Annotated in this window: 14 protein-coding genes; 8 read left to right on the top strand and 6 right to left on the bottom strand. The window is 55.3% G+C overall.

From position 1 onward, the window contains the following. Positions 1 to 222: 222 nt before the first annotated feature. Positions 223 to 1,065, top strand: a complete 843-nt coding sequence (locus AC5Q5A_RS08655; protein ID WP_008889967.1) for a fumarylacetoacetate hydrolase family protein — start codon at positions 223 to 225, stop codon at positions 1,063 to 1,065. A 366-nt stretch (positions 1,066 to 1,431) separates the two neighbouring features. Further along, complete coding sequence (locus AC5Q5A_RS08650; RefSeq protein ID WP_493894984.1) at positions 1,432 to 1,818, top strand: DUF2218 domain-containing protein; 387 nt, start codon at positions 1,432 to 1,434, stop codon at positions 1,816 to 1,818. A 140-nt stretch (positions 1,819 to 1,958) separates the two neighbouring features. On the opposite strand, the gene AC5Q5A_RS08645 is transcribed toward AC5Q5A_RS08650, so the two are convergent. Then, positions 1,959 to 2,846 carry a LysR family transcriptional regulator gene (locus tag AC5Q5A_RS08645; RefSeq protein ID WP_493894983.1) on the bottom strand — a complete coding sequence of 296 codons (888 nt, stop codon included), beginning with the start codon at positions 2,844 to 2,846 and terminating at the stop codon, positions 1,959 to 1,961. Between the two features lie 170 nt (positions 2,847 to 3,016). Between AC5Q5A_RS08645 and AC5Q5A_RS08640 the strand changes: the two genes are divergently transcribed. Beyond that, positions 3,017 to 4,516 carry a CoA-acylating methylmalonate-semialdehyde dehydrogenase gene (locus AC5Q5A_RS08640; RefSeq protein WP_493894982.1) on the top strand — a complete coding sequence of 500 codons (1,500 nt, stop codon included), beginning with the start codon at positions 3,017 to 3,019 and terminating at the stop codon, positions 4,514 to 4,516. A gap of 81 nt (positions 4,517 to 4,597) precedes the next feature. Here AC5Q5A_RS08640 and AC5Q5A_RS08635 read toward each other — a convergent pair whose 3' ends face one another. The 4 genes from AC5Q5A_RS08635 to AC5Q5A_RS08620 all read right to left on the bottom strand — a co-directional run bounded on the left by AC5Q5A_RS08635 (position 4,598) and on the right by AC5Q5A_RS08620 (position 9,709). Beyond that, the gene (locus tag AC5Q5A_RS08635) at positions 4,598 to 7,363 is read right to left on the bottom strand and encodes an ATP-binding protein (protein WP_493894981.1); all 2,766 of its coding nucleotides are present in this window, start codon (positions 7,361 to 7,363) and stop codon (positions 4,598 to 4,600) included. A gap of 3 nt (positions 7,364 to 7,366) precedes the next feature. Continuing rightward, positions 7,367 to 7,546, bottom strand: coding sequence for a hypothetical protein (locus tag AC5Q5A_RS08630; protein WP_063089075.1), 180 nt, complete (start codon positions 7,544 to 7,546; stop codon positions 7,367 to 7,369). Positions 7,547 to 7,629: 83 nt separating this feature from the next. Further along, positions 7,630 to 8,013, bottom strand: coding sequence for a response regulator transcription factor (locus AC5Q5A_RS08625; RefSeq protein WP_417836914.1), 384 nt, complete (start codon positions 8,011 to 8,013; stop codon positions 7,630 to 7,632). Between the two features lie 118 nt (positions 8,014 to 8,131). Then, positions 8,132 to 9,709 carry a helix-turn-helix domain-containing protein gene (locus tag AC5Q5A_RS08620; RefSeq protein ID WP_064781080.1) on the bottom strand — a complete coding sequence of 526 codons (1,578 nt, stop codon included), beginning with the start codon at positions 9,707 to 9,709 and terminating at the stop codon, positions 8,132 to 8,134. Positions 9,710 to 9,911: 202 nt separating this feature from the next. Between AC5Q5A_RS08620 and AC5Q5A_RS08615 the strand changes: the two genes are divergently transcribed. The 5 genes from AC5Q5A_RS08615 to AC5Q5A_RS08595 all read left to right on the top strand — a co-directional run bounded on the left by AC5Q5A_RS08615 (position 9,912) and on the right by AC5Q5A_RS08595 (position 15,103). Next, a complete protein-coding gene (locus tag AC5Q5A_RS08615; protein WP_082923636.1) occupies positions 9,912 to 11,273 on the top strand; it encodes an ABC transporter substrate-binding protein in 1,362 nt (453 codons plus the stop codon). A 118-nt stretch (positions 11,274 to 11,391) separates the two neighbouring features. After that, entirely contained in the window at positions 11,392 to 12,408 is a 1,017-nt protein-coding gene (locus AC5Q5A_RS08610) for a branched-chain amino acid ABC transporter permease (RefSeq protein ID WP_008889976.1), read from the top strand. A gap of 2 nt (positions 12,409 to 12,410) precedes the next feature. After that, entirely contained in the window at positions 12,411 to 13,589 is a 1,179-nt protein-coding gene (locus tag AC5Q5A_RS08605) for a branched-chain amino acid ABC transporter permease (RefSeq protein ID WP_064790740.1), read from the top strand. A gap of 3 nt (positions 13,590 to 13,592) precedes the next feature. Next, the gene (locus tag AC5Q5A_RS08600; RefSeq protein WP_493894980.1) at positions 13,593 to 14,354 is read left to right on the top strand and encodes an ABC transporter ATP-binding protein; all 762 of its coding nucleotides are present in this window, start codon (positions 13,593 to 13,595) and stop codon (positions 14,352 to 14,354) included. Then, positions 14,351 to 15,103, top strand: a complete 753-nt coding sequence (locus tag AC5Q5A_RS08595; RefSeq protein ID WP_008889979.1) for an ABC transporter ATP-binding protein — start codon at positions 14,351 to 14,353, stop codon at positions 15,101 to 15,103. Before AC5Q5A_RS08600 ends, AC5Q5A_RS08595 begins: the two co-directional genes overlap by 4 nt. Positions 15,104 to 15,219: 116 nt before the next feature. On the opposite strand, the gene AC5Q5A_RS08590 is transcribed toward AC5Q5A_RS08595, so the two are convergent. Beyond that, positions 15,220 to 15,690 (bottom strand): Lrp/AsnC family transcriptional regulator, encoded by a 471-nt coding sequence (locus AC5Q5A_RS08590; protein WP_008889980.1) that lies wholly within the window; start codon positions 15,688 to 15,690, stop codon positions 15,220 to 15,222. Positions 15,691 to 15,826: the final 136 nt, after the last annotated feature.

Raw genomic sequence — 15,826 nt, 5'->3', positions numbered from 1 at the left:
GTTTCCTTTCTCGACGCAGTGGTCTTTTCGGTGATGATATCGAATTGCGGGGCGAGAACAATCATCATGGTCACTGCGGATAATGTATCCTCAATTGGCTTGCCCTTTGGGATCATGATGTGACATCACTAAGGTATGAGGAATAAATCGTTCTTTTTGCAGGACTTGGCTTGGTGCAGGACCCAGAAAGAACCGGCGTGACGATATCAGGAGAGAGAATTCATGAAGCTTTTGCGCTATGGCCCGGTCGGGGCGGAGAAACCGGGGCTTTGTGATGCGGATGGCGTCATCCGCGATCTTTCCAGCGTGATTGATGATCTTGATCCAACCACGATTTCCGATGAAACCTTTGCACGTATTGCAGCACTTGATCCGGAAAGCCTGCCGGTCGTGTCGGGTGATCCGCGCATTGGCGCCTGTGTCGGGCGGCCGGGCAAATTTATCTGCATCGGTTTGAACTATTCCGATCATGCGCAAGAAGCCGGTATGGAACTGCCGCCAGAACCGATCATTTTCCTTAAGGCAACTTCGGCCGTTTGTGGCCCGAATGACACGATCGAAATTCCGCGCGGTTCGACCAAAACCGATTGGGAAGTCGAACTGGGCGTGGTGATTGGCAAGCACACCAAATATGTCGACGAAGCCGATGCGCTTGATCATGTCGCAGGTTACTGCCTGATCAATGATGTTTCCGAGCGCGCGTTTCAGCTCGAACATTCTGGCCAGTGGGTAAAGGGCAAAAGTGCCGATACCTTCGGCCCGATTGGTCCGTGGCTTGTCACCCGTGATCAGGTTGCCGATCCACAGAACCTTTCCATGTGGCTCGATGTGAACGGCAAGCGTTATCAGGACGGCAGTACGAAAACCATGGCCTATGGTGTTGCGTTCGTCGTCAGCTATCTTTCGCGCTTCATGAGCTTGCAGCCCGGTGACATCATCTCGACAGGCACCCCGCCCGGTGTGGGTATGGGGCAAAACCCGCCAGTATACCTCAAACCCGGTGACGTGATGGAACTGGGAATCGATGGTTTGGGGGCGCAGCGTCAGGAAGTCGTTCAGGGCTAAGCTGGGAATAGGCTGCGATAAGCGGTAGGCGGGATAGTTATCACATCTGCAGCTCACATGAATGTGAACTGCAGATCTAAGCCTCTATAAAAGTCTTTGTTTTATGTGCCACCTACCTGTTTTCATTGGCTTGAGAACAAAAAATCAAAAATTAGTGGGCATGGACTTGCATCTTGCCCAATTCAGGACATTTTTGTCAGAACAAAGTGCATTGACGTTGTTAAGCAATCTGCGATAAGTGACTTTAGGTCATTGTTGTTCCGTGCTTAAGCAATGTGAAATGCTTGTCCAAGGGGTATGGGGATACCGTGCGCATGAAGCGCCCTTACAGGATTGGTGATGCACATGTCTAATCTGGCGATCAAAGTGAACGAGTCTTGGCCGGTTTCGGTCAATCCGATGGATGTTTCAGTTGATGAGGCTGGCCCTGTGTCTCGGACTTCAAAGGCACAGGATGGTGTCGGTAGCTTTGCGTTTGCAGATATCTATTTGCGCGGCGCGCCTTGCTTTCTCAAGGGGATGATGCTGCAAGCCCGTGGCGAAGACGTCAAGGGAACCCTGCGCAAACCCGATGCTGGCGTTCTGGCATTTGAAAATGGTGCGTGCGAGTTGACGGCGACGCCGCTGTTTCTGACAGTTGCGATGTCTGCGGCCGATGAAAACAGCCTTGCGGACATGCAGGCTTATTTCGAAGACAAGCTGCGGACCCTCTCACCGCAGACCAAGATCGAGATCGACTGGCGAAATAAATGACCATTTGTCACTTCTTGGTGATCAAAAAGCCCGTTCAATGCTGAACGGGCTTTTGTTTTGTCTGTCTGGTCGCAACGACTATGTGATCGCGATCCGCTTTGCGCAATCCGGTCTTTGCCTTTGGCGGCAATTGTGTGTTTTCAGCTCATGATAAACCGATCACGAGCCCCGCGTACGACGCGCATTATATGATCGACAATTGCCGCCACACTTCGCGTATCCTTGGTGTCGGGGTGCTGGAGCATCCAGTAGTTTCGGGTGAAGCGGATTTCAGGCAGCAGGCGAACGAGGTCGGGGATGCCTTCGGTGGCGTAGTCGTGCAGGATACCGATGCCGTATCCGTTACGCACAGCTTCCATCTGGGCCACCACGCTGCCGCATTCAAATCGGCGTTTCATCAGTTTGCCAAGGCGGGCGGCGTAATCTAGGGCACGGCTGTAAATCAGGTCTTCGATATGGGTGACAAACAGGCGGTCTGTCAGATCGGCCTCGGTTTTGACCGCGCCAAAACGTTCGATATAGGATTTGCTGGCATAGACACTGAGTGTGTAGTCGGTGAGTTTACTGATCACCAGGCGGCCTTGTTTCGGTCGGTCGAGCGTGATGGCGATATCGGCTTCGCGTTGCGATAGCGAGAATGTGCGTGGCAGCGGGACAAGCTGGATCACAAGATCCGGGTGATTGGACGCAAAGTGAGCCAACTCACTTGCCAGAAAATAGTTGCCCAATCCATCGGGGACGCCAACGCGGACCGTGCCGCTGATCAGCTCTGACTGGTTGGAAACGGCGGTGCCAGCACGCAAGAAAGCCGACTCTGCGGCCTCTGCTGCCTGCATCAATTCCCTTCCCGCCGGGGTCAGGTCCGATCCGGTGGTGCGCCGTTCAATCAGTTTGGTGCCAAGTTCCTGCTCAAGCGCGGTCAGCTGGCGCCCAACTGTTGCGTGGTTCAGGCCAAGCTGCCGGGCAGCGGCAAGGATCTGACCTTGGCGGGCAACAGCCAGAAAGATGCGGAAGCGATCCCAATCCATGATGGGTGTGATCCTGTCATGACTTTAATTTTTGCACATCGAATTTGCGGAAATGATAATTGATGTGCATCCCTGTGCATAGTCATAATGGGTGCAGGTTATTAAGGGGGAAGACCCCCACTTATATTAAGATCGTCCCACTGATCATCAGGTTTATCGGGAGAAACCCAATGGCAACCCAACTTACCCATTACATCAACGGCAAACGCGTTGCCGGTAAATCCGGTCGTTCGGCACCGGTTTTCAATCCGGCAACTGGCGCACAGAGTGCGACGGTTGATCTGGCATCCAAGGCCGAGGTCCGTGCCGCTGTTGAATCCGCGTCCGCCGTTGCCGCCGAATGGGCCGCAACCACGCCGCTGCGCCGTGCACGTATTCTCAACAAGTTCCTTGGCATCCTCGAAGATCGCTCCGAAGAACTGGCTGCCGCCATCACGGCTGAGCATGGCAAGGTTCTGTCCGATGCGCTGGGTGAAGTGACCCGCGGGATCGAGGTTGTTGAATTTGCCACCGGTGCGCCGCAGCTGCTGAAAGGTGAGTTCACCGAGAATGTCGGCACCAAGGTTGATAGCCATTCCATCCGTCAGCCGCTGGGCATCGTTGCCGGTATCACGCCTTTCAACTTCCCGGCCATGGTGCCGATGTGGATGTTCCCGGTCGCCCTTGCGTGCGGTAACTGCTTTATCCTGAAACCGTCGGAACGTGATCCGTCCGCCTCGCTTCTGCTGGCCGAATGGCTGACCGAAGCCGGTCTTCCCGATGGTGTGTTCAACGTTGTTCAGGGTGACAAGGAAGCAGTGGATGCGCTTTTGTTTGATCCGGATGTTTCGGCCATCAGCTTTGTCGGATCGACCCCGATTGCCAAATACATCTATGAAACCGCGACCGCGCAGGGCAAGCGTTGTCAGGCCCTTGGTGGTGCGAAAAACCACATGATCATCATGCCGGATGCGGACATGGATCAGGCGGTTGATGCCCTGATGGGCGCAGCTTACGGTTCGGCTGGCGAGCGTTGCATGGCCATTTCGGTTGCTGTTCCGGTTGGCAAGGAAACCGCAGATACCCTGATCGAAAAGCTGGTTCCGCGCATCAACGAACTGCGCGTGGCACCGGGTATTGATCCGGCGGCCGAAATGGGCCCGCTTGTGACCGCAGCCCACCGTGACAAGGTTGTCGGCTATATCAACAAGGGTGTCGAAGAAGGTGCCAAGTTGGTGGTGGACGGCCGTGACATCAAGCTTCAGGGCTATGAAGACGGTTACTTCGTCGGTGGTACGCTCTTTGATGACGTCACCCCGGATATGAGCATCTACAAGGAAGAGATCTTTGGCCCGGTTCTGTCGGTTGTGCGTACCGATGATTTCGAAACCGCTGCCAACCTTGTTGATGACCACGAATATGGCAATGGCACCGCGATCTTCACCCGCGATGGCGACACCGCCCGTGAATTTGCCGCACGCACCCAGACCGGTATGGTTGGCATTAACGTACCGATCCCGGTCCCGATGGCCTTCCATTCGTTTGGTGGCTGGAAAGCATCGCTGTTTGGCGACCATCACATGCATGGTCCGGAAGGTGTTCGCTTCTACACCAAGCTTAAAACCATCACCACGCGCTGGCCGACCGGCATTCGCAAGGGTGCTGAGTTCGTCATGCCCACCATGAAATAAGCGATGAAATAAGTATTGCACTCATCGCAGTATTAAAGGGCGCGCAAAGCCAAATTTGCGCGCCCTTATTTGTTCGGGGTGTTAGCTGCCAAAGGATGCCGGTTTGGCGGGCTTGATGGCTTCCATGATGGTGCCGGGAATAAACACGCGGAAGGTTGCCCCGCGTCCCGCAGGACTTTCGGCCCATATCTTGCCCTGACAATGTTCGACAACATGCTTGGCAATCGCGAGGCCAAGACCGGAGCCGGATGGCTTTGGTTTGTCATCGGCGTATTTGCCGCCGCGCGAAAACTTGTCAAAGATGATTTCAAGCTCGTTCGGGGCAACGCCCTTGCCGTTATCGGTGATCGAAACCAGATAGCCGCCATCCATGGCTTCCCCGCGCACCGATACTTCGGGGTGATCGGGGGCAGAGAATTTGGCGGCATTCGACAGCAGATTGATAAAGACCTGTGTCAGGCGATCGCGGTCAACATGCAACAAAGCCGAATTACGCGAATATTCCTTGGTCAGAACAACACCCTTGGCATCAAACAGCCCTTTGACCGCATCAATACTTTCATCAAGCACCGTGCGTGGATCGACTTCGACCGCGCGCCAGTCGGAATGACCGGCTTCAAGGCGGGCAAGGTCAAGATGGTCATCAATCAGGCGGGTCAGGCGTTCGCTTTCGCGGACAATGATTTCAAGGAAGTGATCGGCTTGTTTCGGGTCCAGGTTCGGGGAGTCGACCAGAATTTCGGAAAATGAGCGGATTGAGGTCAGCGGCGTTCTGAACTCATGGCTGACCATGGTCAGGAATTCATCCTTAAGCCGGTCCAGTTCCTTGAGCCGTTCGTTGGCGGCACGCAGTTCGGCTGCGGCTTTTTCAAGTTCGCGCGACTTGGTTTCAAGGCGCTGGGAATATTCGATAACGTGCGAGGTTTCTTCGAGAATCTCAAGCACTTCATCAAGGCTGACCATCTCGCCCTTGGCGACAGACGACACCATCACACGGGCCGATGCCGCCCCGATGGAGCCCGCCAAAAGTCGTTCGGTAAAGGCAATCATGTCGGCGTCGGCTTCGCCCTTGCCGCGCCAGGATGGATCAATGCTTTGATCAAACTGACGGAACGACTGATAGGCACGATCCCGGCCCAAAAACCGTTCGACCAGTTCATAAAGATCATTGGCCGAGGCCGATGACCGCCAGATCACGGTGTCCTGTCCCTTGCGGGAAAAGGCATCGACAAACAGGGTTGCCTGAATACGTTCAAGCGCGCTCGGCTCGGTAAACAGACTGATCAATACATAGGCTGCTGTATTGAGTGAAATCGACCAGATCAGGGCATGGGTCAGGGGTGCAAAATCCGTCAACCCAAACAGGCTTTCGGGGCGCAACCACGGATGGCCAAACGCGCCATTGAGAATAAGTGACGGATCCATCCAGCCACTATCGGCAAGCGATGGCAGCAACAGGGTATAGCCCCAAACCGCAAAGCCGATGGTCAGTGCCACCTGCGCGCCGGTACGTGTGCCGCCCTTCCAGTAAAGCCCGCCAATCATGATCGGAATGAATTGGGCAATGGCGGCAAAGGAAATCAGCCCGATTTCGGCCAGCGCATCACTGGCCCCGGCGGACTGGTAATAGGCAAAGCCCATAAACACCACGACGACGATGGAGGCCCGCCGGATAAAGATCAAAAGCCCGGTCAGATCATCGCGTTCGGTCAGACGCAGCGGGCGAATACGCAACAGCGCCGGCACAATCAGGTCGTTACAAACCATGGTCGAAAGCGCGATGGTCGCAACAATCACCATGCTGGTACTGGCCGACAGGCCGCCGACATAGGCGAGTAACGCCAGCATCGATTGGTCTTCAAACAGCGGCACGGAAATCACAAAGAAGTCCGGGTCCGACCAGACCGGAAGGGCACCAAGCCCGGCCAGTGCAATCGGCAGAACAAACAGGTTCATCGCCAGCAGATAAAGCGGGAAGGCCCAGCTTGCGGTGGCAAGGTGACGTTCATCAACATTTTCAACAATGATCACCTGAAACTGGCGGGGCAGGCACAGGATGGCCGCCATCGAAAGCATCATAAGCGTCAGCCAGCGCGAACTTCCCCCTTCGGGCAGCATCAGAAGCTTTGCCGTATCGGCGTTTTCGGCCGATTGGGCAAACAGGTCCCCAAGCCCGTCATACATCACAAACGAGACAAAGAAACCAACGGCCAAAAGGGCAAACAGCTTGACCAGACTTTCAAAGGCGATGGCGGCCACCATGCCTTCATGATGTTCGTCAGCATCAATGAAGCGCGTGCCAAACAGAATGCCAAACAGCGTCAGGCCAACCGCGGCCCAAAAGCCGCTATCGGAAAAGATGCTGACCGTTTCGCGGACCGGTTCGACCATGCCGAATTCCCAGCCGGTCAGAACAGTGTAACTGGTGGCAATCGCCTTGAGCTGAAGCGCGATATAGGGCGTGGTGCCGATCACCGCGATCAGGGTCACAAGGACCGAAAGCTGGGTGCTTTTGCCATAGCGTGACGAGATAAAGTCAGCGATCGAGGTAATGCGATGGGCCTTGGAAATGCGCAGCATCTTGCGCAGCAAAAACCACCAGCCGAGAAAGATCACGGTCGGGCCCAGATAAATCGTCAGATACTCAAGCCCGTTGCGCGCGGCTGTTCCGACTGCGCCATAGAACGTCCATGACGTGCAATATACCGCGATGGATAAGGTATAGACCGTCGGATTGCGGACCCAGGAATGGCCATCGCGCGCACGCTTGTCGCCCCACCATGCAATCGCATAAAGCAGGCCGACATAAATCAGCGACACAAGGATGACCAGTTCCGAGGACAGCATGGGCTATTTCCTCTCGATCTGGGCGGCACTGCGCAGCGCACGGGTCAGAACGGCGCACAGCGCAATCAGGATAGCCCATCCGGCAAAGAAATAGACAAACAGGATCGGCAGGCCAAGTATCGTGCCATCAAGCGAGAACATCCCCACAATCGGCGGCAGCCAGATGAATAACGCCACCAGCATCAGAACAAGGGCGCGTTCGGTAAGTTTGCGTGGTGGTGTGATGGGGGCCTCCTGCGCATTGATTGGGAACGCAAACGCGCCTGTCAGTTTTCCGTGCGTTCCAGCAGGGCTTTGACCCGGGACACAACATCGCGTGTGGAAAACGGCTTGGTGACAAAGTCATCCACGCCAAGCTCAAGCCCCTTGCGGCGATCCACTTCGCGGGTTTTGGCAGTCAGCATCATGATGGGCATTTGTCGGGTGTTGGGATCGTTACGCGCTGCGCGCACGACTTCAAACCCGTCGCAAACGGGCATCATGACATCAAGTAAAACCATGTCCGGAATATCGCGCGCAATCATCGAAATCGCCGTACGGCCATCCGTTGCAACACTGACGTCATAGCCTTCCTTTTCCATCAGAAAGCTGAGTGATTCGACAATGGTTTCCTCGTCTTCGGCAATCAAGACCTTTGGTCTCTCATTCAAGGACGTTCTCCCCGATTTTTTGGATTTTTATATTCCCAATCCTAACGGCTTAAGGGCTGAATGATAATGCTACTTTGGGGTGGTATACATAAGACGTTGCTTGAAAGCCCTCATCGGATCATTTTTTGGCGGTTTTCGGTGTGCCATCGGCCATTTCATAGGCCCGCTGTGCGCAGTCATCGCGCGGGCACTGGCGGCATGAAATCCCGACCGGCACCGCCGATTCAGGACGATCAAGCGATAATCGGTCGCCATAAACCACGTCATTTGAAAAGGCCGTGTCGCAGCCGATCATTACCGAATGAACCGAGCGCGGAACGCCATATCCCCCCGCCCCGGACCGCAAGGCGCGTGCAACAAACAGAAATTCACTACCATCGGGCAGGCGGACAAATTGCGGAATGACGCGTTCGGGCGCGGTATAGGCTTCGTGCACCACCCAGCGCGGGCACGCCCCGCCATAACGCGGCAATTGCAGGCCCGATGCCGAGAACCGTTTGGAAATGTTTCCGGCGATGTCGGTGCGCACCAAGTGGAATGGAATGCCCTCGGCGCCTGGGCGGCGAAGCGTTGTCAGGCGGTGGCAAATCTGTTCCCAACTTGCCGCGTAGCGTTGCTGCAAAAGTTCGATGTCATGGCGCATCCTGCGCGCATCATCCAAAAACAGGTCATAGGGAAACAGCAGTGCGGCGGCGGTGTATGAAATCAATGCCTCGGATGCACGAACCCGTCCGGCTTTGCTGCCAATCTGGGCGCGATCCAATATCTCGTTGATCGGGTCGGCGGCCTCAAGCCGGCAGATGGTGCGTGCCGCCTGAAAACGCGCCGAGGTGATCGGAAGCGCGCGGGAAATGCGCAGGGTATTGTTCTTGGCATCCCATTGATAGCCGCTTGTCAGGAAGTCCTCGGACGGGCGGCGTTCGATCCGGGTGTTGTGGGTGTCTTCCAGATAGTTGATCAGATCCGTCAGATAGAGCCCGCCATCGGGATCAATCACCGGGCGCATCTTGTTGGCGTGGTCTTCAAGGGCGGGGAAGTGGTTGGCATTGTCATAAAGCAGATCATCAACTTCCTCGGCCGGGCTGGCGGCCGGGCGCCCGGCCTCGCCGCGTTCAAGGAAGTTGAAAATTTCGGTCGCGGATTCGGCAAGGCGCTGGGACTCGCGCACCAGTGTCGCGTTAAAGCGTGCCCGCTGGTCGCGTGACAGATCATCATAATCATCGAAAATCTCGGCCACTGTCCGGATCGAGGTAATCCGGGTCAGGATCGAATGGCTGGCCTCGGTCAGGAACGGGTCATGGCTGAGCCGTTCGGACAGCGCGTCAATATCATCAAGGCCACTGCGATAGGCGCGATACAGCGACAAGAATGCAGTGATCATGCCCGGTGATGCCGCAATCATGGCGGGGAATTCGCGGCTTTCGACCGGGGTGGTGCGAAAGACCGGATCTGATGCAACTTCGGCCAGATCCGAAAGCAACCGGCTTTCCTCGGACCCTGAAAGGCTATGAGGATGAATTTCCAGTGCCTCGGCAATTCGCATCAACAATCCGCCACCGATCGAGCGGCGGTTATGTTCAATCAGATTAAGGTAGGACGCCGAGATACCCGCAGCCTTAGCCAGGGCATTCTGGGTCATTCCGATGTCTTTTCGCCGTCCGCGAATGCGGTGTCCGATGGGGGCCTGACGCGCCATACTAAAGTCTTACCTGTTGACAGAATTTACTAATTTTCACAAAGCTCATCTATATATTTACAAAAAAGTTCTTTTATATCAACTAGGTGTTGATTCATTTTCAGATGATCCTCATTGTTTTGTCAGGTCGATAAAAAAACGAACCAAAAAACAGGCCTCAGATTTCTCTGAAACAGATCCCAAGACATTGGGGAGGAAAACCATGTCGGAGACTAAGCTTATCGGAAATGTATCTCGTCGTACGATCCTGAAGGGATCCGCGGCAACCACGGGTGCAGCCCTCATCGGCGGCACTTTCCCGATGCATTTCATCAAGAACGCGCATGCCCAGACCTTCCGGGGTGATCCGGGCAGTGCTGCCAGCGTCAAACTCGGTTTCAACGTGCCGCAGACCGGTCCGTATGCCGATGAGGGTGCTGACGAATTGCGTGCCTATCAGCTTGCGGTCAAGCATATCAACGGCGAAGGCGACGGCGGTATGCTCAATACCATCAAGCCGCTTGAGCTCAAGGGTAACGGCATCCTCGGCAAGAAAGTCGAGTTCGTGACCGGTGATACCCAGACCAAGTCCGATGCTGCGCGTGCTTCTGCCAAGCGTATGATTGAAAAAGACAATGTGGCGATGGTCACCGGTGGTTCGTCCTCTGGTGTGGCAATTGCCGTGCAGGGTCTTTGCCAGGAAATGGGCGTCATCTTCATGGCGGGTCTGACCCACTCGAACGACACCACCGGTAAAGACAAAAAGCGTTATGGCTTCCGCCACTTCTTCAACGCTTACATGTCCGGTCAGGCGATCGCGCCGGTTCTGCTCGACGAGTATGGCGCAGAACGCCGTGCTTATCACCTGACGGCCGATTACACCTGGGGCTGGACCCAGGAAGAATCGATCAAGGCCGCAACCGAGAATATCGGTTGGGAAACCGTCAACACGGTTCGTACCCCGGTTGGTGCGGGTGACTTCTCCCAGTACATCACCCCGGTTCTGAACTCTGGCGCAGATGTCCTGATCCTGAACCACTATGGTAAGGACATGGTCAACTCCCTGACCCAGGCGGTTCAGTTCGGTCTGCGTGACAAGCAGGTGAATGGCAAGAACTTCGAAATCGTTGTTCCGCTTTATTCTCGCCTGATGGCACAGGGTGCTGGCGAAGCTGCAAAAGGTATCCTTGGGACCACCAACTGGCACTGGTCGCTTCAGGATGCCGGTTCGCAGGCCTTCGTGAAGTCGTTCGGTCAGGAATACGGCTTCCCGCCGTCCCAGGCTGCACATACCTGCTACGTCCAGACGCTGCTTTATGCAAACGCCTGCGAAATGGCCGGTACGTTCGCACCTTGGGAAGTCATCAAACAGCTCGAAGGTTTCGAGTTCGATGGCGCGGGCAATGGCCCGACCCTGTACCGTGCAGAAGACCATCAGTGCTTCAAGGATGTTCTGGTCGTGCGTGGTAAAGAAAACCCGCAGTCCAACTTCGACCTTCTTGAAGTCGTCAAGGAAGTGCCGCGGTCACAGGTCGAGTATCCGGCCGACATGTTCGGCGGTGAACTGGGTCCGTATCAAGTCTGATGCACCCAAATTGATGCAAGCAGGGCCGGCCATCTCCCAATGGTCGGCCCGTTTGCCCTCTGGCCTCGGCCTGTACGACTTTTGACTAAGTCCCTTACGAATACGCGGCGGATATCTGATGGACGCTATATTTCTTCAAATCCTGAATGGTCTGGACAAGGGCGGTGCCTATGCACTGATTGCGCTTGGCCTGACCCTGGTGTTCGGCACGCTTGGCGTGGTGAACTTCGCGCATGGTGCCATCTTTATGATGGGCGCATTTTGCGCGGTAACTCTCGAAAAACTTTTGACCCTTTCGGTCAAGGTCAAGGATGAGTCGGTTACCTTCTTTGACGCCTACAAGGAAACGCCCTACCTCGAACTGTGGTTTGGCGATACCGGGACGGCGATCATTGACTGGTCGGTACCGTTATCGATCATTCTGGCAATACCGGTGATGTTGCTCATCGGCATTGTCATGGAACGCTCCCTCATCCGGCATTTCTACAAGCGTCCTCACGCCGAACAGATTCTTGTGACCTTTGGTCTGGCCATCGTGCTTCAGGAATTGGTCAAGGCCGCCTTTGGCGCAAACCCGATCCCGCAGGGCGCACCGGATATCGTTTCCGGCTCTGCTGCCGTTGGTGCGATCTTTGGTCTGGGCGAAGCGGTGGTTTATCCGTGGTGGCGTCTGATCTATCTGGCGTTCTCGCTGATCACCATTGGTCTTGTGTTCTCGTTCCTGCATTTCACCACCTACGGGATGGTGGTGCGCGCCGGGATGGCCGACCGCGAAACGGTCGAACTTCTGGGCATCAATATTGAACGTCGCTTTACGATTGTGTTTGGCATCGCGGCCGTGGTCGCGGGTCTGGCAGGCGTGATGTACACGCCGGTTCTGCCCCCGGATTACCATCTGGGCATGGACTTCCTGGTGCTATCATTTGTCGTGGTTGTTGTGGGTGGCATGGGCTCCTTGCCCGGTGCGGTGGCCGCTGGCTTCCTGCTGGGGATCCTGCAGTCCTTCTCGTCCATGACCGAGGTAAAAGACATCTTCCCGGGCATTGACCAGATCATCATCTACCTTGTTGCCGTCGTCATTCTGCTGACCCGTCCGCGTGGTCTGCTGGGACGCCGGGGCGTGATGGAGAGCTAATAATGTCAAATACAAAAATCGTCTCGCCCAAGAAAGATATGATCTTTATGGCCATCCTGTCGGTCGTGGTTCTGACCATGCCGATCTGGTTGCAACCCTTCGGGGCGGCCTATCCTGACCTGATGCAGAAGTTCATGATCTTTGGCATCTTTGCCATCGGCTATAACATTCTGTTTGGCCTGACCGGCTACCTGTCCTTTGGTCACGCAGCCTTCCTTGGGGTGGGGTCCTACACGGCGGTCTGGTCGTTCAAACTGCTGTCGATGAACGTTATTCCGGCCATGATCTTTGGCACGGTGCTGTCGGGGCTGTTTGCGCTCGCGATCGGCTTTGTGTCGTTGCGTCGTTCGGGGATTTACTTCTCGATCCTGACACTGGCCTTTGCGCAGATGTCCTATAACCTCGCCTATTCGGTTCTGACCCCGATCACCAATGGTGAAACCGGTCTGCAGCTTGAACAGGCCGACCCGCGCGTTCTGGATCGGATGTCGGGCATCGTCGATGACGGATCGCTTCCGACCCCGAACCTGTTCGGGATCGAGGGGATCGGTTATTCCGGCTTCTATATCTGTGCCGCCCTGATGCTGATTTCCTTCTTCATTTACTTGCGCATCTTCCGCTCACCGTTCGGGCTTAAGCTGCGTGCGATCAAGTCGAACCAGAACCGCATGGGTTATACCGGGTTCAGTACCCGTCCATACCTGATGACTGCCTTTGTCATTTCGGGCATGTATGCCGGTCTTGCCGGTTCGCTTCTGGCGGTGACCGATCCGCTGGCCGGGGCCGAGCGCATGCAATGGACCGCATCGGGCGAGGTCGTTCTGATCACGATCCTTGGCGGTGTTGGTACGTTGATTGGTCCGCTTCTGGGCGCTGGTATCATCAAGTATTTCGAGAACATCTTCTCGGCCTTTAACGATACCGTGTTGCTCAATGCGTTTTCCTTCCTGCCCGATTGGCTGGCCCATCCGGTGGCATCGGTGGTTGGTCTGTTTGTCGGCGAAGGTTGGCACCTGACCCTTGGTCTTGTCTTCATGCTGATCGTGATCTTCCTGCCTGGTGGCATCATGGAAGGTATCACGCGCCTCACGCGCCTGGTTACCAAACGTGAGAAAGCCGAGCCGAAGTCCGAAGCCCACGAAACCAAAGAAAAAGAACAAACATCGGCGGGGGAGGTCTGATCCATGTCCGAATACATTCTTGACGTCACCGACGTCGACAAGAACTTTGGCGGTCTGCAGGCGCTTTCCGATATCAACCTTCGGGTCAAGGAAGGCACCGTGCACGCGATCATCGGGCCAAACGGTGCGGGCAAATCGACATTGCTGAACGTGATTGTCGGACGTCTGGCACCAAGCCGCGGTCGTGTGTTGCTTGGCGATCAGGTTCTGACCGGCAAGGAACCGCACGAGATCAACCAGCTTGGTGTCGCGCGTGTTTTCCAGACGCCGGAAATCTTCCCGGAACTGTCGCTTTTGCAAAACGTGATGGTTCCGGCCTTTGCCAAGCGCGAAGGCATTTTCAAGATGAACTTCCTCAGCAGCCTGTTTTCGGAAAAAGAAGTCCGCGAACATGCCGAGCACCTTCTTGAAGATGTCGGTTTGCTTCAGCACAAGGATCATCTTGCCGGTTCGATGTCGCGTGGTGACAAACGTCGTCTTGAACTTGCCATGTGCCTTGGCCAGCAGCCGAAACTGTTCCTGCTGGATGAACCGACTGCCGGCATGTCGCGCCATGACACCAACCGCACGATTGATCTGCTCAAACGGATCAAGGAGCGCGGCATGACCAAGGTGATCATTGAACACGACATGCATGTTGTGTTCAGTCTTGCCGATCGCATCAGCGTCTTGGCCCAGGGTGCCATCATTTGTGAAGGCACGCCGGAAGAAGTACGTAACGACCCACGGGTCAAGGAAGCCTATCTCGGAGGGGAAACGGTATGAACGCTTTGCCAAAACAGGAACCCGTCCGTAAACAGGGTGGAGATCCGGCGTTTTTCTCGGTCTATGACATCCATGCCTATTACGGCGAAAGCTATATCGTTCAGGGGCTGTCCTTTGACGTCCGCGAGGGCGAAATTCTGGCCCTTCTCGGGCGTAACGGGGCGGGCAAGACATCGACACTCCGCACGCTTGCGCGCATGGGCGACCCGGAACTCAAGCATGGTGAAATCTGGCTTGATCACCAACCCTTGCACGAAATGAAGGCATGGCAGGCCGCCCGTCTGGGTCTGCAACTTGTGCCCGAAGATCGTCGCATCATTCCGGGCATGACGGTTCAGCAAAACCTTGAACTGGCCCAGATTGCCGAGCCGCATGGCTGGTCGATCCAGCGCATCTATGAACTGTTCCCGCGTCTTGGCGAAAGGGCGGAACAGGAAGCCATCACCCTTTCGGGTGGCGAACAACAGATGCTGGCGATCGGGCGTGCACTTGCCCGTGACATCAAGCTTTTGCTGCTCGATGAACCCTATGAAGGCCTGGCGCCGGTCATTGTTCAGGAAATTGAAAAGACCCTGCAAAATGTCAAGAAGCTCGGCATTACGACGATTATTGTCGAGCAGAACGCAATTGCAGCCCTGAAACTGGCCGACCGTGCGATTATCATGGATAGCGGCGAGATCGTCTTTGACGGGACCGCGCAGGCTGTTCTGGATAACGAGGAACTGCGCGATCAGTACCTTGCCATCTAGTTTCTGATACAGGGGGGCGTCACCGAAACTTTTTTGTAAGGGGAGTTTCGGGACAGGTAAGGCCGTGCCTTTGGGGCGCGGCCTTTTCCCTTTTTAGGGCTTGAACGCAACGCGCCCTAAAGATCAGGATCGACGGCAAGCCCCTCAAAATCCTTAAGCACATTTAGCACAATCGATGTCTTTACATGCTGGACCGAGTCATGGGGCAACAGCACCTCATTGACGAAATGCGAAAGTGCGGCCAGATCCTTGGTCGCGACCTTAAGGTGGTAATCCATCTCCCCGGTCAGCGAAAACGCTTCGAGCACTTCGGGCAAATCCGCCAATAGTCTGGCAAACCGTTTGGCATTGTCGCGGTTATGGGTGGCAAGTGTCACCGAAATCACCACCAGCAACCCCATGCCCATCTTTTGCCGGTCAATATCGGCACGGTATCCGCGAATAACCTTATCGTCTTCAAGGCGCGCTCGGCGGCGCGAACATTGTGATGCCGAAAGACCGATGCGTTCCGACAAATCATTGTTTGTCAGACGGCCATCCTTTTGCAGTTCCGCCAGCAGTTTAAGGTCCAGTCGGTCAAGTTGCATGTTTCACGCGCCAAATGGTTATTTAATGCATGATGTATGCAAAGAATTCCGAAAAGCAAGCGTAAATGCACGCACGTTGCACGCGGTTTGGCGCACGATTGGGACATAACAAGAATTCGAATAATTCCAATCATTC

It is taken from the genome of Thalassospira sp. CA1, assembly GCF_059052855.1.
The sequence above is the reverse complement of the archived record's forward strand: the minus strand, read 5'-3'. Positions and strand labels throughout refer to the sequence as shown.